The sequence below is a fragment of the Jeotgalibacillus aurantiacus genome, from assembly GCF_020595125.1.
GTDB lineage: Bacteria > Bacillota > Bacilli > Bacillales > Jeotgalibacillaceae > Jeotgalibacillus > Jeotgalibacillus aurantiacus.
In genome coordinates, this window is the sequence record NZ_JACNMS010000001.1 from 774,494 (window position 1) to 798,890 (window position 24,397).

The 24,397-nt window shown below is 44.9% G+C and carries 25 protein-coding genes and 1 riboswitch; of the genes, 6 read left to right on the forward strand and 19 right to left on the reverse strand.

The window, feature by feature from the left end:
* The first annotated feature begins 187 nt into the window (after positions 1-187).
* A complete protein-coding gene (locus H7968_RS03625; protein WP_227394872.1) occupies positions 188-2,419 on the forward strand; it encodes an EAL domain-containing protein in 2,232 nt (743 codons plus the stop codon).
* A gap of 39 nt (positions 2,420-2,458) precedes the next feature.
* Here the strand turns inward: H7968_RS03625 and H7968_RS03630 are convergent, their stop codons facing one another.
* From H7968_RS03630 to H7968_RS03655, 6 genes are all read right to left on the reverse strand, one after another.
* A complete protein-coding gene (locus H7968_RS03630; protein ID WP_134374205.1) occupies positions 2,459-3,031 on the reverse strand; it encodes an NADPH-dependent FMN reductase in 573 nt (190 codons plus the stop codon).
* Positions 3,028-4,116 carry a dimethylsulfone monooxygenase SfnG gene (gene sfnG / locus H7968_RS03635; RefSeq protein WP_227394873.1) on the reverse strand — a complete coding sequence of 363 codons (1,089 nt, stop codon included), beginning with the start codon at positions 4,114-4,116 and terminating at the stop codon, positions 3,028-3,030. The genes H7968_RS03630 and sfnG overlap by 4 nt, the downstream gene beginning before the upstream one ends.
* Before the next feature lie 225 nt (positions 4,117-4,341).
* Positions 4,342-4,443: riboswitch (SAM riboswitch) on the reverse strand.
* Between the two features lie 99 nt (positions 4,444-4,542).
* Positions 4,543-4,755 carry a hypothetical protein gene (locus H7968_RS03640; protein WP_227394874.1) on the reverse strand — a complete coding sequence of 71 codons (213 nt, stop codon included), beginning with the start codon at positions 4,753-4,755 and terminating at the stop codon, positions 4,543-4,545.
* A gap of 106 nt (positions 4,756-4,861) precedes the next feature.
* Entirely contained in the window at positions 4,862-5,611 is a 750-nt protein-coding gene (locus H7968_RS03645; RefSeq protein ID WP_227394875.1) for a bacteriorhodopsin, read from the reverse strand.
* Between the two features lie 244 nt (positions 5,612-5,855).
* Complete coding sequence (locus H7968_RS03650; RefSeq protein ID WP_227394876.1) at positions 5,856-7,514, reverse strand: glycoside hydrolase family 13 protein; 1,659 nt, start codon at positions 7,512-7,514, stop codon at positions 5,856-5,858.
* Positions 7,515-7,562: 48 nt separating this feature from the next.
* Positions 7,563-8,432, reverse strand: coding sequence for a hypothetical protein (locus H7968_RS03655; protein WP_227394877.1), 870 nt, complete (start codon positions 8,430-8,432; stop codon positions 7,563-7,565).
* Positions 8,433-8,504: 72 nt separating this feature from the next.
* Between H7968_RS03655 and H7968_RS03660 the strand changes: the two genes are divergently transcribed.
* Both H7968_RS03660 and H7968_RS03665 read left to right on the forward strand, forming a co-directional pair.
* A complete protein-coding gene (locus H7968_RS03660; protein ID WP_227394878.1) occupies positions 8,505-8,951 on the forward strand; it encodes an NUDIX domain-containing protein in 447 nt (148 codons plus the stop codon).
* Between the two features lie 395 nt (positions 8,952-9,346).
* Positions 9,347-10,678, forward strand: a complete 1,332-nt coding sequence (locus H7968_RS03665; RefSeq protein ID WP_227394879.1) for an FAD-dependent oxidoreductase — start codon at positions 9,347-9,349, stop codon at positions 10,676-10,678.
* Between the two features lie 361 nt (positions 10,679-11,039).
* Here H7968_RS03665 and H7968_RS03670 read toward each other — a convergent pair whose 3' ends face one another.
* The gene (locus H7968_RS03670) at positions 11,040-12,599 is read right to left on the reverse strand and encodes an esterase/lipase family protein (RefSeq protein WP_227394880.1); all 1,560 of its coding nucleotides are present in this window, start codon (positions 12,597-12,599) and stop codon (positions 11,040-11,042) included.
* Between the two features lie 416 nt (positions 12,600-13,015).
* Between H7968_RS03670 and H7968_RS03675 the strand changes: the two genes are divergently transcribed.
* Positions 13,016-13,615 carry a class I SAM-dependent methyltransferase gene (locus H7968_RS03675; protein ID WP_227394881.1) on the forward strand — a complete coding sequence of 200 codons (600 nt, stop codon included), beginning with the start codon at positions 13,016-13,018 and terminating at the stop codon, positions 13,613-13,615.
* Positions 13,616-13,637: 22 nt separating this feature from the next.
* Here H7968_RS03675 and H7968_RS03680 read toward each other — a convergent pair whose 3' ends face one another.
* The 12 genes from H7968_RS03680 to H7968_RS03735 form a co-directional block, all read right to left on the reverse strand.
* Positions 13,638-14,132 carry a DMT family transporter gene (locus H7968_RS03680; protein WP_227394882.1) on the reverse strand — a complete coding sequence of 165 codons (495 nt, stop codon included), beginning with the start codon at positions 14,130-14,132 and terminating at the stop codon, positions 13,638-13,640.
* A complete protein-coding gene (locus H7968_RS03685; RefSeq protein ID WP_227394883.1) occupies positions 14,129-14,809 on the reverse strand; it encodes a Crp/Fnr family transcriptional regulator in 681 nt (226 codons plus the stop codon). The genes H7968_RS03680 and H7968_RS03685 overlap by 4 nt, the downstream gene beginning before the upstream one ends.
* Positions 14,810-14,820: 11 nt before the next feature.
* Positions 14,821-15,246: a DMT family transporter gene (locus tag H7968_RS03690; RefSeq protein WP_227394884.1), complete on the reverse strand. Its 426-nt coding sequence runs from the start codon at positions 15,244-15,246 to the stop codon at positions 14,821-14,823.
* 549 nt (positions 15,247-15,795) lie between these two features.
* Positions 15,796-16,101, reverse strand: coding sequence for a hypothetical protein (locus tag H7968_RS03695; protein WP_227394885.1), 306 nt, complete (start codon positions 16,099-16,101; stop codon positions 15,796-15,798).
* A 132-nt stretch (positions 16,102-16,233) separates the two neighbouring features.
* A complete protein-coding gene (locus H7968_RS03700) occupies positions 16,234-16,671 on the reverse strand; it encodes an Asp23/Gls24 family envelope stress response protein (RefSeq protein ID WP_227394886.1) in 438 nt (145 codons plus the stop codon).
* Between the two features lie 34 nt (positions 16,672-16,705).
* Positions 16,706-16,915 (reverse strand): DUF2273 domain-containing protein, encoded by a 210-nt coding sequence (locus tag H7968_RS03705; protein ID WP_227394887.1) that lies wholly within the window; start codon positions 16,913-16,915, stop codon positions 16,706-16,708.
* A 12-nt stretch (positions 16,916-16,927) separates the two neighbouring features.
* The gene (amaP, locus tag H7968_RS03710; protein WP_227394888.1) at positions 16,928-17,479 is read right to left on the reverse strand and encodes an alkaline shock response membrane anchor protein AmaP; all 552 of its coding nucleotides are present in this window, start codon (positions 17,477-17,479) and stop codon (positions 16,928-16,930) included.
* 394 nt (positions 17,480-17,873) lie between these two features.
* Complete coding sequence (locus H7968_RS03715) at positions 17,874-18,467, reverse strand: SCO family protein (RefSeq protein ID WP_227394889.1); 594 nt, start codon at positions 18,465-18,467, stop codon at positions 17,874-17,876.
* Positions 18,464-22,135 (reverse strand): cupredoxin domain-containing protein, encoded by a 3,672-nt coding sequence (locus H7968_RS03720; RefSeq protein ID WP_227394890.1) that lies wholly within the window; start codon positions 22,133-22,135, stop codon positions 18,464-18,466. Before H7968_RS03720 ends, H7968_RS03715 begins: the two co-directional genes overlap by 4 nt.
* Complete coding sequence (locus tag H7968_RS03725) at positions 22,132-22,428, reverse strand: hypothetical protein (RefSeq protein ID WP_227394891.1); 297 nt, start codon at positions 22,426-22,428, stop codon at positions 22,132-22,134. Before H7968_RS03725 ends, H7968_RS03720 begins: the two co-directional genes overlap by 4 nt.
* Before the next feature lie 13 nt (positions 22,429-22,441).
* Positions 22,442-22,741, reverse strand: coding sequence for a hypothetical protein (locus H7968_RS03730; protein ID WP_406566344.1), 300 nt, complete (start codon positions 22,739-22,741; stop codon positions 22,442-22,444).
* Positions 22,741-23,430 carry a hypothetical protein gene (locus H7968_RS03735; protein ID WP_227394893.1) on the reverse strand — a complete coding sequence of 230 codons (690 nt, stop codon included), beginning with the start codon at positions 23,428-23,430 and terminating at the stop codon, positions 22,741-22,743. The genes H7968_RS03730 and H7968_RS03735 overlap by 1 nt, the downstream gene beginning before the upstream one ends.
* A gap of 122 nt (positions 23,431-23,552) precedes the next feature.
* Here H7968_RS03735 and H7968_RS03740 point away from each other — a divergent pair, with 122 nt between their 5' ends.
* Both H7968_RS03740 and H7968_RS03745 read left to right on the forward strand, forming a co-directional pair.
* Positions 23,553-23,957 carry a hypothetical protein gene (locus H7968_RS03740; protein WP_227394894.1) on the forward strand — a complete coding sequence of 135 codons (405 nt, stop codon included), beginning with the start codon at positions 23,553-23,555 and terminating at the stop codon, positions 23,955-23,957.
* A 13-nt stretch (positions 23,958-23,970) separates the two neighbouring features.
* On the forward strand, positions 23,971-24,393 hold the full coding sequence (locus H7968_RS03745) for a hypothetical protein (protein ID WP_227394895.1): 423 nt from the start codon (positions 23,971-23,973) through the stop codon (positions 24,391-24,393).
* Positions 24,394-24,397: the final 4 nt, after the last annotated feature.

Below are 24,397 nucleotides of genomic sequence, written 5' to 3' on the forward strand. Positions count from 1 at the left end.
CTCACTCCCCTCTTCATCTTTCATTTTACCCCTAAGTGTATCCAAAGAAAATATACCTTTCATATATATCTTTAAGGGTATAAAATAACTACAAATAAGATAAAAGACATACTAAAGAAAGACAGATTAAACCTTTCGGCGTATGATGTAAGAAACACATGATGAACAGGTGTCAGGAGGAACAATCATGCATAACATGAAATCGGACCCTTACTACTTATTTCACTTTTTCTCCAAGCTATATAAAATGGTATTTCTGATGGAAGTGGACGAACTGGGGTACCGATATGTGGAAGTAACAGAAGAAGCAAAAACGCTCTCTTCACTTCCTGATGATTGGAAAAACAAATATATTCAGGATATGTATGAGCCCTGGATTGCCAATCCGCTGATTGGTCAATACGATTTTGCTGTCTCAACAAAAGAACCTGTCTTCTTTTCAGATAAGATGAATAAACCCTCTAATGTATCAGAGTTTGCAGCATCCGTTCTTTTGCCAATTGAAGATCTGCAAGAGCAGGTGCGGTATATTTTGTGCCTGACGAATGACCTGACCGATGACACTGCTTCAAAGCTGTTATCTGCCATTGAAAATATAGATTCCCTTACAGGACTTCCTAACCTCATAAAAGTCAAATCAACACTTACAGAGATGCAGGAACGCGATCCTGCTCTTCAGGTCGCCATCCTTTATTTAAATATAGACAGATTCAAATTTATCAATGAGTTGCTTGGAATTGAAGAAACCAACATGCTTTTTAAAAAGCTTGCCAGAGCAGTTTCGTCTATTTTACCTATGGGCTCAATAATGGGGCGGATTGATGGAGATGAATTCATTATCACCCTTGTTGGTGAATCGGCCAATAAGGCAATGGAGGTTGCCACAGGTGTATTAGATGAAATTTCAACCTTTTCATATTTGGTGAACGGTATTCCAATCTCTGTAACCGGATGTATCGGGATAAGTCACCATGCTGACGAATTACACGCGCTGATTGCAAGTGCATGTACAGCCATGGTCGATGCGAAACGAAAAGGCAGAAATAACATCTCCGTCTATACACCAAATGGACAGCTACAGAACCATGTGGATGAAGTCATGATTGAAACTGAATTAGCCAGAGCTCTCCAAAATAATGAACTGAACGTCTTCTATCAGCCCAAGCTGAATCCGGTAAGTGGCAAGATCAATTTCGAGGCACTGGTGCGTTGGTACAACCCTAAGCTTGGCGTGGTTCCACCATTAAAATTTGTACAACTGGCTGAAAAAAGCTCTCTGATACTTGAACTGACCAAAGCCGTTACGAAAAAAGTGTGTCAGGATTTCGAGATGTATCCTGAGATTTTCAGCAATACAAGAACCGCCATTAATTTATCTGCCGTGATTTTCGAGCCTGAAATGATTGACGAAGCGGTACTCGATATCCTGAAACAGTATTCGATTTCACCGGAAGCAATTGAAATTGAAATCACCGAAAGCATGCTGATGACTGACCCTGCCGGTGGAATGGAGACCATTCACTATTTACAGGAAAGCGGTTTTACCGTAGTGATTGATGATTTTGGCGTAAGCTATTCCTCGTTGAACTACTTAAAAATGTTTGCACTGGATGGCATTAAGATCGACCGGTCCTTTATTAAACAGATCACGGAAACCGAAGGCAAAAAGGATATTGATATCGTTCATTTCATTATTCAGCTTGCTAAAAAACTGAATATGAAAGTGACAGCTGAAGGGGTGGAGACGAAGCAGCAGTTTGATTTACTGACCGGTCTCGGCTGTAATGAAATACAGGGTTATTTTTTAAGTAAACCTGTACCGGCTGAACAGCTTGAAGATATGCTGAATACGGTTCATAAATCAATTAGCCTGAAGCGTACTCCAGATGAGTGGGTTGCCTCTCTTCAGGCAGCCGTAACCATCGATACTGCTGAAAAAGAGCGTCTTCATGCTCTTTACGATCTGAATATTTTAGATACACCATCTGAGGAAACTTTTGAACGGATCACCCGGACAGTCAGGGATGCTTTTCACGTACCCATCACCTTTATTTCTTTTATTGATGATGAGCGGCAATGGTTCAAATCATGCATTGGATTACCCGAGCCTGTCATGGCAGCGAGAGAAGTTCCCAGGGACCAGACAATCTGCGATAAAGTCATTAGAAGCGGTGAACCGTTAATTATTGATGATATGTTCTACAGTGAAGATCCTTCTATTCAGATACTTGCCAAAGAAGCCGGCTTACATTTTTACGCCGGGATCCCGATTAAACAGGACGGACAAGTCATCGGGACCTTCTGTATCGCTGACTTTCATCCGAGAAGGCTGAGCGATGAGCAAATCGCCCGTCTTCATGACTACACCGCCTGGATCGATACAGAATTAAAGCTCAGAATTAAAACAGTAGCGAATTAAAAACAGCAGCCCATATACATGTGTGGGCTGCTGTTTTTTCTATGCTTGTCTTGGAATCACCGGCTGTTCGAGTGCCGTCTGATGATCTTTCAGGCTTTGACTAATCGTTACTACTGAATGAGCCAGCTTGCGGAGTCTGTGATGAATATCCTCATCCGTCAACACGCCGCTCGTAAAATGATCATTGTGGGCGTAAACACCACCCGGAACAATATGCGCTCTAAAATAGCTCGCCAGCGGATTCAACTGATGCTCAATCGCAAGATAATGATGATAAGTTCCTCCTGTTGCAACAAACCCAATGACCTTTCCTTTCAACGCATCATTTGGAATGAGGTCAAATACATTTTTCAGCGCACCTGTGAGTGAACCTCGATAAATAGGTGTGCCAATAATGAATGAATCCGCCTCAATAAATTGCCTGATGAGCCAGGCAGTTTCCCCTTCGTATTTAGATGGGTCACGTCCGTCGCAAAACTGAACCGTTAACTCCGAAAGATTAACGAGTTCAACTTCAACGTCTTCTTTTTCCTTTGCATACTCCGCTGCTTCACGAATAATCGTATACGTTTTAGATCCTGACAAACTGCCTGACAAAGCAAGAATCTTCATACAAACACCCCGCTATCAAAGAGTGCTTTCTCCTTCTGTTTCACGAGCGGAATGACTTCCCGTCCAAAGCGCTCCAGGTCTTCTTCATAATGAAAATGACCTGTTAAAATGAGATCCACGCCTATTTTTTTCAGTTCAATGATACGGTCTGCCACCTGTTCAGCAGTTCCAATCAGACCTGTTTTGAAGCCGTCATTGTATTGTACGAGATCCTCAAAAGTAGAATTTGCCCACATACCATCCTTTTCCTTCGTCGCCTGCCCCGCTTCTTTTACTGCGTTACGAAAGCCTTCAACAGCTTCAGTATCTGCATTGGATACAATATCACGAAGCAATTGCACTGCCTCCTCCTCAGTATCTCTCACGATCGCAAAACCATTGACAGCAAATTTGACAGTCCTGCCTTCTTTTTCAGCAAGTGCTCTTACTTCTTCGATTTGTTTTTGAAAACCTTCAAGTGTATTCCCATTCATAAAATAATAATCTGATACCCGTGCAGCCATTTGCTTGGCAGCTGCCGAATTTCCTCCCTGAAAAATAGGCAGGTTTCCACCCTGTTCAGGCTTTGGTTTAAGCGGTGCATCATTAATACGGTAAAAGTCGCCTTTAAAGGTTGTCGTTTCCTCTGTCCACAACGAACGTAGTACGCGGGCAAATTCCTCTGAACGACGATATCGCTCATCATGATCCAGCCAGTGCTCCCCATAACCGATAAATTCCTGTTTAAACCACCCACTCACAATATTCACAGCAGCACGGCCGTTACTAATGTGATCCAGCGTGGCTAGCATTTTAGCATAGACAGCAGGATGCCATAGACCCGGGTGAACTGCAGAAATCAGCTTTAATTTCTTCGTGACTGATGCAAGCGCAGAACCAAGCGTAATGGCCTCCAGTTGATATTCGGCACCATAGCTTGCGAAAAAACGGGTCTGTAACAGAGCATAATCATATCCCGATTCTTCTGCAATTTGTGCATAACGTTTGTTGGCTTCAAAGCTCCAATCCGTTCTTTGAGGCAGTTTTGATACGACTAATCCCCCACTGACATTGGGTACCCAATAGGCAAATTGTAGTGTTGTCATTCAAATCGTCTCCTTTACTTATGTTGTAAATAGACGAACATCCTATGTGAGTGATAATCTAAAATAGATGACCAGGGATGTCCGTTCCGAATGCAAGCGGACTCTTTCATCAAGAGGAGAGGTGTGGCAGCACCTCTTTTTGTTTTGTCAAAAATTCATCAGTTAAAATAAAAACCCCCTCTATCTGCAGATGATAGAAGGGGCGGCACAGTAAAGATCCTCACCTTCTCATCTTCGGAATATCTTCCTCTGAATTTGGCACCGTGCAGCAGGCTGCTGGTTGCCGAGGCTTCGCAGGGTCAGTCCCTCCACCTCTCTTGATAAGAAGTCTTGCTATAAAATTATAATCCCTATCATAAAGATAGGATTTAACGAAGTCAACTGTTTTTTGAAAATTGAATTATTATCGGATCGTTCATCGAAGCTTTAAGGAATCATTTCTCCGAAAACCGCTATAAATCCCAGAGCTAAAACAGCATATATTCCTGTTCCAACGCAGCCTGTGATCACTGTGTATAAAATAAAGGCCTCACGTGTGATCCTCTCACTTCGGTATGCTGTTCTGTAAAGGCGAAACAAGTTGAACATGGTTACGAACACAATCACCGCTGCTCCAAGACTGACTATCATAACTTCCATTCCCGGCACCCCCATCCAAACGCGCACTTCGTTTTTCTACTGCTCATGATCAGGAAAAGTTTCACAAATAAAAAAAGAGCACCCATCAGGATGCTCCTCCACACATTTATGAAAGCTGAGATTTCTTTACAGCAGACATGGTTTTTACTGCAAAGAATGCCACGAGTCCAAATCCAACCTTGTTGATCAAGTCCGCAAAGTTATAAATTAATTCACGCACCAGCTGAACCTCCACCCCTGATGCAAACAGTGTGACAGCATAGCCGATTGGATAAATTGCCCAGCCAATCAGGATGAACAGACGCATCTGCAGCAGCGCTTTTCGAATAGGCGCCGGCTTGTCCATCGCAGCCTTCGTCACATTTGTGAACAGCAGATAAATAATATACAGCCAGGCAATACAGCCGATGACATAACTCCAGAGTCCAAGCTGAGTAAAGCCTCCTGCTATATTGATAGAGGATTCACCGATATAACCAGCAATAATCATAATGATGTCAGCAATAATTAATGATGCAAGGAGTGTGCGGCTTGCCTTCCCTTTAAGCCCGAGTAAAAGCGGAAATTTCACAAGGAGTAACGGTGTTGTTACAAGCCAGTCAATATAACGGATTTCTGTTGGAAAACCATCGATCTCTGATAACAAACCTGACGTGCCGACCGCATCCTTCATGTAGTAGTAGTGAATGGCAGCTACAAATGTGACCAGCGCTGCCACGGTTGCGGTTGACCGGTATTCAGGTGCCAAACTATTACGCTCCACAAGAAAATATAACGTCCCAGCTGCCATTCCAACGAACCCAACCCAGAACATGTACTGTGTCGCCAAAACCAATAGATTGACTTCGGTTTCCATCTTCCTTGCTCCTCCTTTAAAATATAGGTGTGATTACACTTATATTTTACACCCGACAAAAGTTTTATTATTTATCAGAATACTCTGATTATACAGGTTGAATGTGTTGCTATGAAACGATTTTGACGAACTTGTGTCAACATCATAAACAGCCTGTCTCATCCTATAAAACAGGCTGTTTTATCATGACTATTGACTCATAAAAATCTGATCACAAATTGCTTAACTACTCGTTTTATAAAACTTAGACCACTCGGTTTTCTTTTATTTCATATACTCTCGCTTCATGAGGCTGAAGCCTGATCTGCTCCGGCATATGACCACGCTCATCATTAGATACCTGATAATTGCCGATGATCAGACGGGCAGATTTTTTGGCATAACGCTCCGGAATGTCCACACCCAGCTGATCGTCAGAATGATTCAGTATCACAAGCCAGGTGACACCTTCATAGCTGCGTGTATACAAATATAAAGGGTCTTTTCCATAAGACAAGTCGGTATAATCACCATATGTCATCACAGGGTGCTCTTTTCTGAGTTCAATCAGATTCTGATACGTATAAAAAACGGAACTCGGGTCTTCAAGTGCTTTCTCTACATTGATTTCTCTATAATTCGGATTGATCTTAATCCATGGTTTTCCCGAAGTAAAGCCGGCGTTATCGTTGGCATTCCATTGCATCGGCGTTCGTGAATTATCACGGCTCAGCAGCAGCAGGCTCTCAAACACTTCCTCCGGATCACGGCCTTTTTCGACCTCTTCCTTATACTTATTTTTCATCGCAATATCATTGTAGTCGTCAATCGAGTCAAAACGCACACCCGTCATACCGATTTCTTCCCCCTGATAAATGTAGGGCATGCCAGGCAGCGTATGCAGCATAATACCAAGCAGCTTCGCCGACTCAACGCGATACTGACCATCGTTCCCATAGCGGGTAACCTGTCTCGTGTGATCATGATTATTTAAAAACTGTGAATTCCAGCCTTTTTCAAACGTCCCCTTATACCAGCTTTCCTGAATTTCTTTATAACGTTTCAGATCCATCACAGGCATTTCATCCGCCACCTGAAAATGAAACAGCGTATTCAGTTCATTGCGGTCTTCATGAACGTATAAAAGCCCTGTCTCAGGAGTCACAAACGGAATCTCTCCGACCGTCATCACATCATAATGAGACAGTACTTCGCGGTTCATCTCCTGAAGATAATCGTGAATACCCGGGTTATCCGCCAAATAGCTGATATGCGATGGGTCATCAGCATCCGGGAAGCCGTCCTGCTTCGCAAGCAGGTTAATGACATCCATACGGAAGCCGTCGATACCAAGATCGAGCCATGAGCGCATCATGCGGAAAATCTCTTTGCGCAGTTCATCGTTTTTCCAGTTCAAATCAGGCTGCTCTTTAGCGAAGGAATGAAAATAATAATCCTCTGTCGCTTCATTATACGTCCATGAAGATGGTTCAAAATAAGAGCGCCAGTTATTCGGCGGTCCGTCTCCTTTACCCTCACGCCAGATATACCAGTCGCGCTTCGCATTGTCCTTTGACGATTCCGATTCAAGAAACCACGGATGCTGATCGGACGTATGATTCACCACGAGATCCATGATCACCTTCATCCCCCGGTCATGAATCGCAGAAAGCAACTCCTTAAACGTCTCCAGATCCCCCGCCTTTTCCATCACCGACTCATAATCTGAAATATCGTAGCCATTGTCACGATCCGGTGATTCATAAAACGGATTAAGCCAAATCACATCCACGCCAAGCTTTTGTATGTAATCAAGCTTCTCAAGCACACCTTGCAAATCACCAATCCCATCCCCATTGCTGTCATAAAAGCTGCGCCAGTATACCTGATATACGACTGACTCTTTCCACCACGTTTTTTTCATCTGTAGAACCCCTCCCGAAAAGTAGTTGTACGGCTATTATAAACGCTTTCAGTCCTCCTGTGCTTTGATCCTGATCATTTCCCCTAATCGCCTGATCGTTTCCCGGCCACCATAGCTCCCATGGTTCAGTCCATTGCGATCCGCCCCTCCTCCAAGTGCCAGAAACTGCTCTGAAGGTTTAAAATGCAGACCAATCACCTGAGCCTGAAATGTTTTGCTATAACCCATTTCATATCGGGCACTCGGGTAGCCGTCCAATGCCTGCGGTTCAGACAGACTCGTGTCCGGATAAAATTGCCTGAATCTTGCACAATGCTCTTTTCCCAAAATCAAAATGGTACCTGGTGAAAGAAAATGCAAAGTATCTGTTAAAAGAGAACAGATCTGAGGCGTATTGATCACGCCCTCCCTGTCTTTAATCTGCCCCATCTGCTTAAGTGTCGGGATAGGAAAGAAATCAATATGTACAGCCGGCATCAAAAGATCCGATTGATAAAAGCTGTAGCCCAGCCCATTTAAAAAGCCCTCAAGCTTCGCCCCATTTCTTTTACCAAACCAGCCACTATAGACGGTCTTACGTTCAAAGTAAGTCTGATAATGGGTAACCGTTTCTGAAAGCGATGCCTCATCCATTTGATAATCGTATAAACTGACGCCTTCTTCCCTGACAAAAAAACGGGATTTCTCCTGAGGTAGAAGATTTCCGTCAGAGGATAAAAATTCTTTTGAGGAAGGGTTTGTACCAATTGTAACGAGAGACCCCGGTGCTCTTCTGCCAAACCAGACAACCGGTATCGAGCGGTCCAGCACCTGACCGGCGAATACGGTTTGATGAAGTGACTGCTGCAGGTCAACGGCTTTTTGAATAAGCATGACCGCTTCATTAAGCTTTTCTGGTGATAATCCGGCTTCGTTCATTCGTGATCCCCCTCGCTTCCTCCTTCATTATGCTATACAATCAGAAGGATGCCAAAAATAGGAGGGTTTACCATGCGAATTCGTAATTCAGCAAAAGCCATCATCAAAAAGAACGACAGAATTCTTCTGACACAACATAAGGATCAAGAAGGGTTTTTCTATATATTCCCTGGAGGTGGCCAAGAACACGGAGAGAGTCTGCATGAGGCCGTAAAGCGTGAATGTCTTGAGGAAACAGGATATATTGTGGAGCCTCACGACATTATCCATATCCGAGAATACATAGGAAAAAACCATGAGTACGCTGATGCTGATTCCGGCGTTCATCAGATTGAGTATTATATGGAATGTACAGCAAAGGAACAGCCCTCACTTCCAACTAACCCAGACAGCAACCAGGTTGATATGCAGTGGGTACTGATTGAAAAGCTTCACGAGCTGCGCGTGTATCCAAAAGCGATTGTAGATTATCTTCAACATGAATCTAAAAACCGGATTTATATAGGTGATGTGAATTAGGATTGTGGCGGGAGACGTCGTACTATGATCATGTTGGATCTAAAAAATCATGTAACCGTGTCGTGTCGTTCTTTCGCGATTGCTCAGTGAGCCATTTGTCTTCCTCTGCTGAAGGAGGAAACGGAATGACCCGGCACGAATCATGTAAGATCACTTTGAACCCTTTTTCAGCATTTGATCAGATTAACTTTTATTCGTAAAATCCAATGATCAACTCTTCAGGTTATTACTCCTTTTGCTCTTGAAACCCTATTAAATCAGTGTTTTCACCGATGTGTTTTTAGTTTGTGAAATATTGAGCAAAAGTATTGCATTTCTGTTTGGACCGGCGTATACTGTACTTAACATCAATATTGTGAAAAACTTCACAATATAAATAACAGGAGGAAACAAACATGAAAATTGCAGTAATCGGAAGCACTCACGCCGGTACAGCGGCAGTAACGAATATGGCCCAGATGTATCCAGATGCAGAAATCACGGTTTATGAGCGAAATGACAACGTATCATTCTTATCCTGCGGTTTAGCATTGTATGTAGGCGGAGTGGTAGAAGATCCAAAAGGTCTGTTCTACTCTTCTCCTGAAAAACTGCAGTCATTAGGCATCAATGTGAAAATGCAGCACGAAGTTAAAGAAATCGATACTGAAAATAAACAGATTGAAGCAGTCAATCTCGTCACAGGCGAAGCCGTCTCAGACCGCTACGACAAGCTCGTCATGTCAACAGGTTCATGGCCGGTCATTCCGCCAATCAAAGGCATCCGTTTAGAAAATGTCCTGCTTGCTAAGAACTATAACCAGGCCAATACGATTATCGAAAAATCAAAAGACGCAAAACACGTAACAATCGTAGGCGCCGGATATATCGGTGTCGAGCTCGTTGAAGCATTTGAACAGGCAGGCAAAAAAGTAACACTTATTGACGGTGTTGACCGTATTTTGAATAAATATTTAGATGAAGAATTTACTGAGCAGGTAGAAAAAGCCTTTACTGATCGCGGCGTCGAGCTTCGTTTAGGTGAAACGGTCACACGGTTTGAAGGTTCCGGGTCTGTTGAAGCTGTTGTAACAAGCGGTGGACGTATTGAGACAGATCTTGTGATTATGTGTGTCGGATTCCGACCAAACACTGACCTGTTAAAAGGAAAAGTGGAGATGCTTGAAAATGGCGCAATTACAGTTGATGAATATATGCGCACAAGCAACCCGGATATTTTAGCTGCCGGTGACTGCTGTGCCGTGAAATATAACCCGACTGGAAAGCCAGCTTATATTCCACTGGCAACAAACGCTGTAAGAATGGGAACACTTGTCGCTCGCAACCTCGTGAAGCCAGTGATGAAAAACGTTGGTACACAAGGAACATCAGGACTGCACATCTATGACTTGAATATGGCCTCTACCGGATTAACGGAAACGGCCGCTGAAGCTGCGGACATTCATGTGAAAAGTATCACAATCAATGAAAAGCACCGCCCGGACTTTATGCCAACAGCAGAAAATGTCATGCTGAAGGTCAGCTATGATCCGGAAACACGCAAAATTGCCGGGGCTCAGGTGTTATCTAAAGCTGATGTGACGCAGTCTATTAACACATTAAGCGTATGTATCCAAACGGGCATGACGATCGATGAGCTCGGATTTGTCGACTTCTTCTTCCAGCCACACTTTAACCAGCCGTGGAACTTTCTGAATAAAGCAGGATTGGCTGCGGTGGCTCAGTAAGAATTGTGCATCATGCGAAAGCCGCTCTCTAGGGGAGCGGCTTTTTGATGCTGGTGGGCGGAGCAGCGGGCGATCGACAACACCAAATTATTTGCAAAATGCTAAAACATGGATGAGTGCCAGGCGGGTAAATGGTCACTATTTTACGAACCGGCATTAAAATCCTGCGAAACCCCTCACACATCCTGCGAACGTCCGGCATCATTCTTCGAACCATCCTCAATATTTTGAGAAACTCGCTCAAAATCCTGTGAAACTCACCAAAAGCCGCCTCCAGAAACCACAAAAAAGCCGCTCCCTTCCCCAAAGGAGCAACTTTTCAGGAAATTCTCTTTATATGAACATTCAAACCCAATGAAGATTAATAAGCGTTACCCTTTTCATCTACAAATACTGATTTAATCACGGTACGCTGGAACTTTTCACCTGTTGGCGTTGTTCCTTCAACTTCAACGGTCATATTGTAGCTTCCTTCTTCAGATGGCAGCTGAATAGCATTGCCGCTTTGTTTAAATATACGCATTTTTTGACCGAGCTTTTTGTTATCTTTACCGTTACCCGGCACAAACCCGATGTCAGCAAACGCCTTCACACTGGCTTTTCCGTTAGATTTTGCAGCCAGTCCGTTTTGTGTCTTAAGGTTCCAGTTCTTTTTATCAGCTTCAGGCTCAAGAACGAGCTGGTCATTTAGCGCAGAGTCAAAAGTGACCATCAGCGCGTAGGCAGTTGGCGCATCTGAAACCGTTGCGGCCTTCCACTCTCCCGCTTCCGGCTGATCGATCGTAATGGTGTGATGATATGCTCCCTTAAAGAACATCGTGTCATCCTCAACGGATGTAACATTGAACGTTTCAGGCACTGCTTTCCCTGGACGAGTCAGTTCGACTTTGTCGTGCTGCGTTGCACTCAGCCAGTTGATCACAAGTTTTTCTGCTTCGCTTTCTACATAAAACGATTCAGAGGCAAGTCCATCCTGCTGTCCTCCACGCACGAGCACATCCATCGACGGCTCAGTCACTTCTGCTGTTGCAGCCACTTCGTTAAATGCAGAGAAAGTGGAAGCAGCCCGCTGTTGTGTCAGGTAAGGCTGGAAAATAGAGAATACATTGCTTCCCTTGTTCACTTCTCCGTGATTCCAGTTGCCAACCCCAAGACTCGTTGCGTACGGAAGCTTAGAACTCGCTACAGAAACAACACCGTCACTCGGGCCGTCAATAAAGCCGCTGCCATACCAGTAGCTGCTGAAAATCGGACCAGTACGATTGCCGGCAAGGCTCAGGTAACGATTCTGACTGACTTCAAAACGATTATCCGTAATCGAACGGAAGTAGCGCATGTTTCCAGTCTGAAGACTCTGCGTGCCTGCGCTGTTTTGCCCAATCAGATTTGCAAGCCAGCCAAATGATGAACTGTTGGCCAAATCCGCAAGCTCACTGCCATAATGAGGTGAGCCAAGTGTGATGACATTGGAAACGAGCGGGTATTTCCCCTGGTGAATCAGCGCCACCTGCGTATCGACGCCACCTTTACTGTAGGCTACGATTACAAGTTTTTTCCCGCCGTAATGGTTTGAAATCTGCTGCAGTTGACCCGCAAGCATCGCACCATTATCCCAGTAGCTGCGCGGCGAGCCGCCTGAATCATACAATTCAACAAAAGCTGTCTGATAACCAGCCTGGAATGCACGGTTGTACATATCGTTATCTGTATACCAGACCGTAGAATCATTTGTCAGTCCCTGAACAAATACAACCACGGGTTTATTTGGATCAACATACGCCGGAGTAGCCCCCATCAGAATCGTTCCGGGTACGAGGTTCGCATCGCCTGGTGATTTAAATCCACCAGCAAATGCAGCCGAAGGCATTGCCATTGACAAGAGCAGCATAAAAGCAAGAAACATGGAAAGCGGTTTTCTCATTTCTTTCTCTCCCTTTATACGGTTTGGACCGAAAATCCCGACCCTTGCATTTCCAGCCGCATACAGTGTTCGACAAATGTAAGCGTTTTCCTTTGTAAATGATATAAATAATTATTTATTTTTTATGAAGGGTGTGTAAATGGAGTTCATCTTCATAAACCGTGCGTGGGCATTCCTACGCTTTCCGTGGCCGGGCGGTGAACCCGCCTGCGCTTCGCACAGTCGGTTTCACCTGACCCTTTCCGCCACAGGAGTCTTCGGAATGCCCAGGCACTCTTTTAAAATTAATAATTTACAGTGAAAGACGATAATAAAATCCCATCAGAACAAAATAAACTGTATTTCAATCCACTATCCTTTATATTCTTGCCATCTACCCCCTCTTCTACTACGCTGAATGAAAAGGAGTGGTGGGGATGAATCCGTGGGATCGCCGTTTTAGTGCGGAAAAATATATTTATGGGACGGAGCCGAATGAGTTTCTTGTGTATGCACAGAAGAAGTGTCAGCTTCATTCGGCAAAGGTGCTGACGGTGGCTGAGGGTGAGGGCAGGAATGCGGTGTTTCTTGCGCGTAAGGAAAATGAAGTGGAGGCATGGGATTATTCTGCGGAAGGTCTTGCTAAGGTTCAGCGTTTAGCAGAACAGAACCGGGTGGAGGTCAAAACCAGGCTGGTTGATTTAACTCAGGCTGAGTGGAAATCTGAATCAGCGGATGCGGTGATTAATATATTCGGTCATATTGATCCGGCGGGGAGAACAGATATGCTGGACGGTATTAAGAGTACAGTGAAGCCTGGAGGATACTTTATTTCAGAGGTGTATTCAAAGCATCAACTGGCGTATAAAACAGGTGGCCCTCCTGATATGGACTATTTATATGCAGCCATGGAGATGCTTGAGGAATTCAGTGACTGGAAGCTTATCCACTTTTTTACGGGAGAAGTGGAGCGGTATGAAGGTAAGCTGCATAACGGGTTGTCTCATGTTGTGCAGGTGATTGCGCAGAAAGTATAAAAAGCATGCGGCTGCATGCTTTTTATCCATTTGCCTTGAGCGAGCTCCTAGCAGCAGGACGCTGTTTCTGTGACGCGGTCTCAAGCTTCGGTCCAAGCTGGAATAACAGCACACCTGCGCTGATCATCAGCACCCCGACAAATGATTGGAACGTAAACGGAACCTTTTCGAGTCCGAACCAGCCCAGCGTATCCCACATCAAACCAAAAAAGATTTGTGACACCATCACTAGCGAAATCGCCCGGCTTGGCCCCAGTGACTGAACGCCCTGAGTTACACATGCGACGACACCCACGCCAACAATACCACTGAACCAGAACCACGGCTCTGCATCAAAAACAAATAACGCTGCTCCTTCAAAGGCAAGCCCCGCTGCAAATGAAGCAAGAAAGCCGAGTGCCAGCACAAGCATCGTGGTCGACCAGACACTTACCTGCTTTTTGACGTTGGCGTTAAATGTGTTTTGCAGGCACACAAATGCGCCACCTAACAGCGCAAGTAAAATTCCAACAATCATTGCACATCCCCCTTTTCATAAATATTTTCACCTGCGAGTTCCATGATGGAAGCGCGGTTTAAAATTTCGATGGAGCCGCGTGATTTCGATATCCACCCTGCCTTTTGGAACTGGCTCAATACGCGATTTAAATGACGGTAGCTCGTACCGATCAGATCTGCCATATCAACAAGTGAGGCCGACTCGATTTTTTCTTTGACAGGCGTCATTGATAGCAGGTAGCTCGCCACTCGCACATCAACCGGATAAAGCAGATTAAAGTTCATCGTATGTGACTTCAGCTCGAATTTTTTCGTGATGGCTTCAAGTAGAAATTGCAGCCAGGCCGCATTCTGAGCCATTCCATTTCGCAGCACTGTGTATGGAATTTCAATGACGGTCGTTTCCATAACACTTTCTACCGTGTTGATGAGCGGACCGTGCGTGACATATTCAACATCGCCGACAATATCAAACGGCGTCTTAAACGCGACAATCAGCCGCTTCCCCTCAGGAGAGAGCATTGACACCTTTACTTTCCCTTCGACAAGCAGCAGCATTGCCGTTGCTGTCTCCCCCTGTAAAAGAAGTTTTTTACCAGGGGCAAACGTACGCACCTGCATCACCTGTTGAAGCTCCTTTGGAAATAAGTCCTGCAAATCGTATTTGGTTAAATAATAAGAGGTTTTCTGAACCACTTTTACACCTCCTAAATTTTCAGGATGATCACACCTGCAATCATCAGCAGGATACCAATTACCTGCGTTTTACTGATTTGTTTTTTGACCATATCAAATAATCCGAATCGATCAATCACCACTGCTACTAAAAGCTGCGCGATGAGAAAAATACTGATCGTCAGTGTGACACCCATCAAGTATACGGCTGTCATATTACTGAACAGTACAAGAGCAGCAAACGTACCACCCGACGCATAGAGCTTCGGTACTTTAGGAAGCTCCTTCCACGTGCGGTCTCTGACAGCTGCTACGATCAGGATCGCAAGAATAAAACCGGTAAACTGCGTCATGGCCGCAGCCTGCCACGTCCCGATCTGCTGGCCGATCGTCGCATTGGCCACACTCTGGAAGGTCAGGAAAAAGCCGCCTGCAAGCGCAAATAAAATGCCTTTCATGATGCTTACACGTCCTTTCTGTTGCTTCCACTGTATATCCGTATTTTACCTTGAATAAGGACATATGTCCTTATTATACGAGAGTATCGCGGCGGACCGTGTTGTTCTTTCACTCGTCTATCAAGATTCATTCACATTGATTCGTAGCAGGGGCACTTTCCACAAAAATCCGGCGAACGCAGGGGCTCTGAATGATTTTTAGGTACCTAAAAGCATACAGGTGACGCTTCGCTTGTGCAGGGATTGGGAACTTGGACACTTTCTCTGGCTATTTGGACACTTTTGGGGACAGCTTGGACACTTCCCCCACTGACTTGGTCACTTTCTCACGTTACTTGGTCACTTTTTGACTGAACTTGGTCACTTTGTTGAACAAAGAATTCTCTCCGCAACATAGACAGGCGGCTGTGCAGAAATTTCATTTCCCATTCCCCTCTAATTTGACGCGAAGGCAGACAACACCATAAACTACACCCATTCCGCGTCAAACCAAATCACCAACAGCACAAAAAGACAGCCCCTATCTAAAGGCTGCCTCTTCAAATCATCCTATTTTTTTGTCTGGCAAAGCGTTTCAGCAAATTGAAGCATGTCATCGTAAACTTCGATGCTAAACCACTCCTCTGGTGGAAGCAGGAGCTTTGGTGTTTTGGTCGGATTTCCGCCTGGGCTTACCTTTAAGATGACCCGATCTTCTTTTCTTTGCACGACTTCACCACGGTTTCTGATGCGAAGCTTTGCATACTTATCTTCAATTTCCTCATAAATACTTAACGCTTCTGTAAACGAATGGAATTGGAATTGGTGCATGTTCCCTTTTCCTATGATCACAACCTGACATAATTGGTCAGACAAGTGTTGCTCATCTCCTTATTTTTTAAAATCCAAAAAGCATACGCAGAGGCCTTCTTTTTGGATCAAAATAAAAACGGTCAGGCGGCAATACGCCCTGACCGTTTTTTGTCTTTTCTGATTCAGCTGAATGAATTAATCCAGCTGACGGCTGTTTTCATTCTCTTTTTCAGCCTGACGATGCTTTTCCTCAAATTCTGAGCGTGTCATCACGTCTTCTACGTGCATGTTCACTTCTACTACCTCGAGGCCTGTCATATCGTTTACAGCCTTTTTGACAGCAGCAATCGTCTCATTAAAGATTGACGGTACACTTTTCCCGTATTCAACGATCACACTCACGTCGATCGCAACCTGTTTTTCACCTACTTCAGCGTCAATTCCTTTCGTAATGTCACCTGAAGCGCGGAAACGTTCTGTTAATCCGCTCATGAATCCTCCGCTCATGCCAAGAATTCCTTTAATATCGTTCGCTGCGATACCAGCGATTTTTTTAATTACCTGATCTTCAAATGTCAGTGAATTTTTGCGTGCTGATTCGTTTTGTTTTGTTTCAGTTGTTGTTTGTGCCATGTTAAAAAACTCCTTTTATCGTTTAATTTTGAATTTATCTTCTTCTGGTGAAAAATTGGAACCAGCCGTCAATATCCAGCTTCCCGTCCCGCCACATGCCGACTAAAAAGCCAAGCGCTGCGAGCGTGACAATGAGCAATGTTGGACCGAATCCAACTGTAATGATCAGGATGGCTAAGACAATTCCGATCACCAGTCCGAGCAGTCTGCCGCGGTAAGGCAGCAGCATGTCTGTTTTGTTCATACGATGCCCTCCTTATATCACGCGGGGAGACTGTGATTTAGTTGTTTTACGTGGATCCTGAATATTAATCGACACCTTTTTGACAGGTACCTCCAGCAGGCTTTCGATCTGAACCTTGATCTGCTCCTGCATGGATTTGCCGATCGTTGGCAGTCCGCTTTGATCAAAAATGTGGCAATCCACATGTACAGATACAGTTTCTTTCCGGCCATGCAGCTTGGCATGAACCTCAGGTGACCGGACGCCTTCAATCGAACGAATCGATTTCAACGCAACGGATTCGATACTTTTTCTCGAAATATCGATATCCCCGATACCTGTTTTTATTTTCATATACTTTTCAGGTGGCTTTGCGAAAACGCCTGTCAGCAGCAGAATGATAAAAATCAATCCGAGAAAACCGCTGATGGAAAGGATGGTGTAGATATACCAGGGTTCAGCTGACCATCCAAGGATGGAGTCTGAAACAAATGGGATCCGGTATGCTGACGCCGTCAGAACCGAGACGGCAAGCAAGCCTGCTACGCCCACCACTATGAGTAAAAGGCGATTAAACGCATTCATTCCATTACCTCACTCTCAAGGTCAGGCAAACGAAGATGTTTTGCCCAATCCTCAAAATTAATCTCTTCTTTGGCCAATTCAGAAGGACTTTTCATCTGACCAGGTGGTTCAACCTTTTCTTCACGAAGGCTACGCGATCGCGATTCATCGTTGACTGGTCAGCTATAGGTTAAATACCTCGATTTTCGCACTTAAAAACGAGGTAGAAGACTCACGAAAGAAAAAAAGTAGTATGGTAGTATAATTTGATTTCAAGATAATAGGATCACTAAACTTACGTGACAATAGTCACTTTATTTTTTGCGAATACAGCGTCTAATTACACCTCATTTGATTTTACTTAAAAAGATGAACAACAAAAAAAGAGCTCACAGAAGCTCTTTTTTTGTACGATTTATGATGCGTCAAGAAGCCGGAGAACGTCTTCAAGAAGTTTTTCTTTGTTGACTCTGTCACGCTGAGTTGCCATTGGGTACATACCCCGGATCCGGTGATGTTCATCAACGAGATACAGTGTGGTACTGTGGGCAATCGTCTGATCGTCCAGTTTGACAGACTGCATCTGATAATCCTTCGTAACAGCATTGGTTTCTTCTATCGTACCTCTTAACCAATGCCACATCTCATAATCAGCCTGAAACGCTTCTGCATACTGTATGATTCGTTCGTCTGTATCTTCTTCAGGATCCAGAGTAATAGATACCAGCTCCACGCTTTTTTTTAAACGTGAATGATCCTTCACAGCTGTCTGTATGTCACTCAAATCACTCATCGTAAAGGGACAAATGTCCGGACAGGCAGTGTAAAAAAAGGCTACAATTTTGATTTTCCCGGTATTAGATGAATAATGCTCGTTATGAAGGACGGACTTCATTTCAAAGGGCTGTGTTGTTTTTAACTCCGGCAGATGCTCTTCATTTGACCAGATCAGCCAGCCCGCACACACAGCCACAAGCAGCATCAAGTAAATCAGCAGCCGCTTCATCATTCATTTTCATCTTTTCGTTTAGAACCAAGTGGCGGCAGATGCTTTTGCCAGCGTTCGTACACCCTGAACAGCCCCCACATGCCAATCTCTATGTCCCATTGAATGTTACCTGATCGGTACAGATAATCTCCCGAAAAGCCGTAATAGCTTCCTGCGCCATAGTGCAGCTTCAGATCCGCGGCGTGTCCTGTGATGATGTGCCCGTCAAAGGATTTCGTCTGCGATGTTAAATCCATGGCATCTGTGTTCCAGTAATGTCCGTGTAAACGGAAGGTATGCGATCTTCTGCGTTCTGATGGATTCGTGAGACGGATAGTGACCGGATCAGCAGGATAAGCTTCAAATACAGGTGTTGATGGATCAGCGTGAACCTCTGAGCTGAAAAGGGCTGCCTTTTCAGGATTTTCCTTCAACCGGTTTACAAGCCGCTCAGTCCTGTAATTGAATCCGCGTGAACCCTGATCATACGTATCAAACAGGTCTTCTTCCTCTTCTAGCTGTTCCTGATCAAGCAGACCGGCTGCAGGATCCGTCATAAGTTCACCGATGTTATTGACAAGTCTTGCACCGTCAAACATCGTCAGCACGAATTCTCTCGTCTCCGGAAGGAAAGGATGCTTCAGCACCACGGCGGATTCGCTTTCTTCCGCTTGTAACGTGTAAGGATGAACAGGTTCTGTACCGCGCGATTCTGCGATGAACGTGCCAAATGTTCCAAGTGAGCGATGGTTTCGCAAATCCGCCATGTCCCACAGGCAGGAGGCTCCAAATGGCTGATCCACATACCATCTATAGATGACTGTTTCACCAGGACCGGCTGTCTGTTCAAAGTTATATCCCGCATTTTCGCCTGAAGATGTTTTCACATCATACTGCACGAGCTGTGGATGAAGCGAGATACGTAAAGACGGCGGGTAAAAGGCCTGCTCTTTCACTTCCGGGTAAGGCCAGATGCCATCTTGAAAAGGAAAACGTTCCTTTGTCAGGTAACTGGTCAGGCTGATTTCCACCTCATCCCCTGCATTGGCCCGTAAAATAAGCGGTTCAGGCGTTTTATCCCCTCTTAAAATAGCGTGCATATCCTCTTCTCTCGCGAAAACAATACCGTATGGATCATGTTCACCGTATTGACTGTAAACAATAGGGACGTGAAACGCTGCGATGCGGAATTGTTTCAGCGGTGCGCCTTCAGGAGCCGGACTCTTAATCTCCTGTGGTTTTGGAGGGATTTTTGCTAAGGAATCCAGCTGATCAGCAGACGAAGTCACGACCAGCTGATCCGGCAGTCTGATTAAGTTCTCTTGCTCTTCACCATAAGCTCTGATCAAGCCCCACAGACCATTCCAGATGTCTTCTTCTGTTGCAAATGTCCATAAATAATCCCCTTCATGAGTGGCCATCGTTTCGAGTGTGAAGGATTCTGAGAGCCCTATGTGCTTTTGTGATTCATAACGTGTTTCAACATCAGGACGTTCTGCCTTCCATCTCATCCCGTGAACGTGAAAGCTGTGCGATTCCTCCTGCGCTCCCTGAAGCAGCCGTATCCGGAGCGGATCGTTTTTGTAACAGCGGAACACCGGCGTATAAGGGTCCCCATTTACAATAGAACTGAAGGAATAAGCGGGATCAGCTGGACCTTTGAGGCGGAACTGCAGCGGTTCGCACGTATAATTCACACCAAATACGCCCGGGTCATCCTGGGATCCAGGAAAATCAGGCGGCTGAATAGGCCGTCCATCTTTGTTATATAAAAGAGCGAAGTCATGAACAAATAAAGAGTAATCACGGTAGTCAGGAATGAGAGGGTGAACAGCTGTGATTTCTGCCCCTTGAATGACCGGTTCACCGTTAGCAGAATCAAAAAACGCTGTAAAACGGGGGTGTATAACACCCGATCCGAATACTCCATGCTGCTGATGGTGAGCGGCAAAAAGGTGGTCATGATAAAACCACGCTTTTAATTCAACGTCTGCATAATATTCATATTGAATCGTCTGTCCCTGAAGCACGCTTGAATCATAGTTCCAGCCCACATTGGCGCCGTCATTTACAAGCACGTCAAATTTCATAAAATGAATATGGAAACCCGCTTCATAGGTTCTGGTAAAAAGCTGAAAGGCATCTCCACCGGCTACATCCGGCAGCCGGTTTGTAAATAGAATTCTCACACACGTCCCGGCAGGCGTATGAATCACGAGCGGCTCAGGCTTTTTCTCACCCGAAAGCACTGCCTCCAGATCATCATCGAGAACAAAGATTCTTGCTTTCGGATCATTCCATCCCTGCCGGTTATAAATAATGGGCAGTTCAATCGCTGAAACGTGATATTCAATCACAGGTGCCTCAGGGTTAAACCCGCACGGATCAGCAAATACAGCACCGGGACGCGGATTTTCAATGGCTGCATTGCGCTCAAGCTCTGTCAGCCCTCTTCCTCCCACAATCCCAAGAGGTGGGCGCGGCGCTTTAAAGCCCGGTTTCCCCGGAATAAAATTCGGAAACCCGGGGTTTTCTTTAGTTGGACGGGGAGGTGCAGGACGACCAGGAAGTGGCTTTAAGGCTTTGATTCTCGTTCCGTCAGGATAAAACTGACTGCCATCCTGCAGTGTATCGAAAATACGATTCATCCCCCACATCCCAACCTCGAAATGCGGATACAGATGGCAGTGAACAATGGCATCACCAATGGAGCCCTGAAGACTTCCGAGCCCATAAAGAGGTGCTACATCATACCACGATTGAGGACTGACGCTCTGAGCATCAATGATTTCTGATTCCATATTTGTGGAGTCCTTCAGCCACTGGTGCACGTGATAATGAAATACATGCGTTTCCTTAACACCGCTGTGTACGACCCGAATGACAGCCGGGTCCCCTTTATAGCCTTTTAATACGGGCGTTGCCGGATCACCAAACACCCACGAATCGTGATGCACTTCTTCCCCTTCACACTCAGGACATACGACACCTTCTTCAATTAATTTCTTACGGTTACCAAGTGGCTCATACCGGAAATTCACCGCATGTGTGGATTCTCTCTCCTCACCTGTCATTGGATCAAGCGGCTTGTTTCCGGTCAGATCATCTGTTTCCATTTCATCATGAAAGAGCCAGCCATATTCGCGAAATGAAGGTAAAAATGGGTGATGAATGTCCGCGAATGGTCCGGAATGGATCGGTCCTCCTGTTTCAGGATGCGTCCACCAGGAACCGCGCTTTTGCACAAATAATGCACCAAATAAACCATTGCTGTTAGAGCCTTTCTCACCACTCGCCGGGTTCCCAAGGTCAGAAAACGGATAGGCACCAGTATGATTCAGGCGAAAACGATACAGTCTTCTTTCTCCTTTTTGTACAAGTGAGGAGCGATTAAACCCTGCATCTGCACCATCTGACTGCATCACATCATAATCAGCCTCCTCTATATGAAAGCCAGCTGGAAAGGACAGTTTATTTTCGAATAAGACCTCTACAATATCTCCTTCGTTTGCCCGGATCATGAGAGGCTGAACGAGCTCAACCGGTGTAAAAGGATTTTTCCGGACGAGCTTTCTAACCTTCTTTTCATTTTCTTTTAATACATACATCATTCCATTTGGATTGTGATCGCCAAACTGGTTCAGGACGATTCGAATGGGAATGGCTACAATGTGGAAAAAACGTTTCATCCGCTTCCCCCGTTCTCCCGTAAAATCGGGATCTCAGGCCATCCTTCCTGTTCCAGATAAAATACTTCTATGTCATGAATATGAAGATTCCATTCCCGATTCTCAAGCTCAGCCACATTGGACGTCTCTACAAAAATTCTTACATAATCGTCTAATACACCCCTGATCGTTCCAATAAAAAAGAATGGAAAAGAAGAAGTGAGCGCAAACAGCTTTGTTCCAGTATGGTTTGTAAAAAGCTGTATCAGGCCTTCTTCATGACGATCATTGGATGTCATTTCTTTTTTGTTCAAGAAACATTCTCCTTTACGTCAGCGGAAATACTTTTTCCGGACCGAAATTTCTTGTGAAGTGTGCAATATTTTCAAGCGGGATACTAAGTGGAGTCGGAAAAGTGAAGAAAGGTGCTGTCACCATTTTAATCGTAACGGGATCTAATGTGAGATGGCCCTCTCCCACCTCTCTGATTGTGCCAACAAAAACCGGTCGAAACGTTTGTCCAAACAAATTCAACTGATCCGACCTTGTCACAACAAGGATCGATTCCCCGATCATCACGCCAAGCTCTGCCGCTCTGCTTTCATTTGTTGATTTCAATGATTTCACTACTTTCCTTTAAATTTCTGATAAAACCTGGCTTTTCGAATCGTTTGGAGCTCTTTATACAAAAGCGTTTTTCTCTGGCCGATCCCTTTCAGCACAATCGAGTCTTCCCCGGCTTCCTCAAGCCTTCCTGAAAAAATGACGCCACCTTTTATCTCTGCCTTAAACCAGTGACCTTTCCATCTATTCAGACTCGTCATAAGCGATTCCTCGTAAAACAGCTCTCTCAGTTTGGATCGTCTAGAGACCGTAGCTCCGAAGTTTCTGAGCAGCTTTTTCCTGAGATCATTATCAAATAAAATCTGCTGGTGAGTTGTATCGAAATCCGGTGAGTCAAAAGGAAGTGTCGCTTCTTTAACAGCTGTATAAGGAATCCACACTCTCTCAAGAAGGCTTGTCAGAATTAAAAAGTCACGTCCAACGTCAGAGACTTTCCCTCGTACCGCTCTTTCTGCATGCAACCGGATTTCGACCTGTTGATTTCTCTTTTCTTTCAAAAAAGTTTTTAAAAGACGGATTCTGCCCTTTTCAGGCTGGTGCTTCGCAAGGAGAAAAGCATTGGCTAATGCGAGATATTCTTCCTGAAGCCTGATCTGTTCGGTCGTTCCATTGCCTGCCGGCGACGTGAAAGCCTGCTTTTTTATGCCTTCATCCTGCCACTGTATGATTTCTTCCGGTGTCTGATTTTGCATCATTCTACCCTCCTTTCAGCTTTTATCAGCATATGCATGACAAGGCCGTGTCGAATGGGTTTCACGGTAAACAATTGCCGGACATACAATGGATGAAATTCATTTTTTATGGAGGCGTTTTAATGCTGCCTATACTTATTTGCCATACTCTCTTAATCCTGGTCATTCTGCACAAATGTTTATTATTGCGTGAACGTACCGGATACCACCTGGGAATGAATATTGCGATGCTTACCGGGGCTTCAACCGGGCTCATTATGGGGTTTGGCTTGATGGCTCAATTTCCTTTTCATTTTGTCCCCGTAACCATTTTATCTGCCTTTCTCGGGGCATTAGCAGGGCTGGCAACCGGACTGTTTTACGATCAGCAATCAGGCTTTTCAGGATTGAGCAGTGGTTTTATGGCGGGCTTGATGGGACCAATGCTTGGCCCATCCACAGGATATGACATTTTATTTGTGTGGGGTATTGAAATGTTATACCTGATGCTTTTGGTCGCAGCGATCCTTATGATTCCGAGGTCCTGAGAGGAGATTTGTCATGTTTTTCATCTTAATAATTCACCTATTACTCATTTTGACGGGCAGAGGCATTTATACAGGTCGAAGTTTTATTTCAGAGAGATACGCAGGAGCGTCCGTTAGCCTTGTTGCAGGCGCTTATGGAATAAGCACGGCTGTTTGGTGGGGAATTTATGTCATTCCTTCATTTTGGACAGTAGTTCTTTCCGTTGCCGCTGGTTTTGGAATTGGATGGTTGAGCGGACAAGGCAGTGCGCTGATTGCCGGTGCCATGCATGGATTGGCGTCCGGTGTCATGGGAACGATGCTCGCTGCTGCATTACAAAACCCGGCCCTGTGCGGTATACCGGTACAGCCTGTCGATTATCAGCTCGTCGTGATATTGGTGACGGCTTTTTTTGGGGTTAGTGTTCTGCTGCTGGAAGGAATCCACCTCCATTAAATGG

What these genes read in the sequence shown, in the direction of transcription:
- H7968_RS03675 (WP_227394881.1), top strand. Translation starts at nt 13,016, where the DNA reads ATGAATCCGTGGGATCGCCGTTTTAGTGCGGAAAAATATATTTATGGG.
- H7968_RS03735 (WP_227394893.1), bottom strand. Translation starts at nt 23,430, where the DNA reads ATGCAAAATCAGACACCGGAAGAAATCATACAGTGGCAGGATGAAGGC.
- H7968_RS03625 (WP_227394872.1), top strand. Translation starts at nt 188, where the DNA reads ATGCATAACATGAAATCGGACCCTTACTACTTATTTCACTTTTTCTCC.
- H7968_RS03670 (WP_227394880.1), bottom strand. Translation starts at nt 12,599, where the DNA reads ATGAGAAAACCGCTTTCCATGTTTCTTGCTTTTATGCTGCTCTTGTCA.
- H7968_RS03715 (WP_227394889.1), bottom strand. Translation starts at nt 18,467, where the DNA reads ATGATGAAGCGGCTGCTGATTTACTTGATGCTGCTTGTGGCTGTGTGT.
- H7968_RS03700 (WP_227394886.1), bottom strand. Translation starts at nt 16,671, where the DNA reads ATGGCACAAACAACAACTGAAACAAAACAAAACGAATCAGCACGCAAA.
- H7968_RS03690 (WP_227394884.1), bottom strand. Translation starts at nt 15,246, where the DNA reads ATGAAAGGCATTTTATTTGCGCTTGCAGGCGGCTTTTTCCTGACCTTC.
- H7968_RS03740 (WP_227394894.1), top strand. Translation starts at nt 23,553, where the DNA reads ATGCTGCCTATACTTATTTGCCATACTCTCTTAATCCTGGTCATTCTG.
- sfnG (WP_227394873.1), bottom strand. Translation starts at nt 4,116, where the DNA reads ATGACAACACTACAATTTGCCTATTGGGTACCCAATGTCAGTGGGGGA.
- H7968_RS03665 (WP_227394879.1), top strand. Translation starts at nt 9,347, where the DNA reads ATGAAAATTGCAGTAATCGGAAGCACTCACGCCGGTACAGCGGCAGTA.
- H7968_RS03650 (WP_227394876.1), bottom strand. Translation starts at nt 7,514, where the DNA reads ATGAAAAAAACGTGGTGGAAAGAGTCAGTCGTATATCAGGTATACTGG.
- H7968_RS03745 (WP_227394895.1), top strand. Translation starts at nt 23,971, where the DNA reads ATGTTTTTCATCTTAATAATTCACCTATTACTCATTTTGACGGGCAGA.
- H7968_RS03655 (WP_227394877.1), bottom strand. Translation starts at nt 8,432, where the DNA reads ATGAACGAAGCCGGATTATCACCAGAAAAGCTTAATGAAGCGGTCATG.
- H7968_RS03705 (WP_227394887.1), bottom strand. Translation starts at nt 16,915, where the DNA reads ATGAACAAAACAGACATGCTGCTGCCTTACCGCGGCAGACTGCTCGGA.
- H7968_RS03680 (WP_227394882.1), bottom strand. Translation starts at nt 14,132, where the DNA reads ATGATTGTTGGAATTTTACTTGCGCTGTTAGGTGGCGCATTTGTGTGC.
- amaP (WP_227394888.1), bottom strand. Translation starts at nt 17,479, where the DNA reads ATGAATGCGTTTAATCGCCTTTTACTCATAGTGGTGGGCGTAGCAGGC.
- H7968_RS03630 (WP_134374205.1), bottom strand. Translation starts at nt 3,031, where the DNA reads ATGAAGATTCTTGCTTTGTCAGGCAGTTTGTCAGGATCTAAAACGTAT.
- H7968_RS03640 (WP_227394874.1), bottom strand. Translation starts at nt 4,755, where the DNA reads ATGGAAGTTATGATAGTCAGTCTTGGAGCAGCGGTGATTGTGTTCGTA.
- H7968_RS03660 (WP_227394878.1), top strand. Translation starts at nt 8,505, where the DNA reads ATGCGAATTCGTAATTCAGCAAAAGCCATCATCAAAAAGAACGACAGA.
- H7968_RS03720 (WP_227394890.1), bottom strand. Translation starts at nt 22,135, where the DNA reads ATGAAACGTTTTTTCCACATTGTAGCCATTCCCATTCGAATCGTCCTG.
- H7968_RS03645 (WP_227394875.1), bottom strand. Translation starts at nt 5,611, where the DNA reads ATGGAAACCGAAGTCAATCTATTGGTTTTGGCGACACAGTACATGTTC.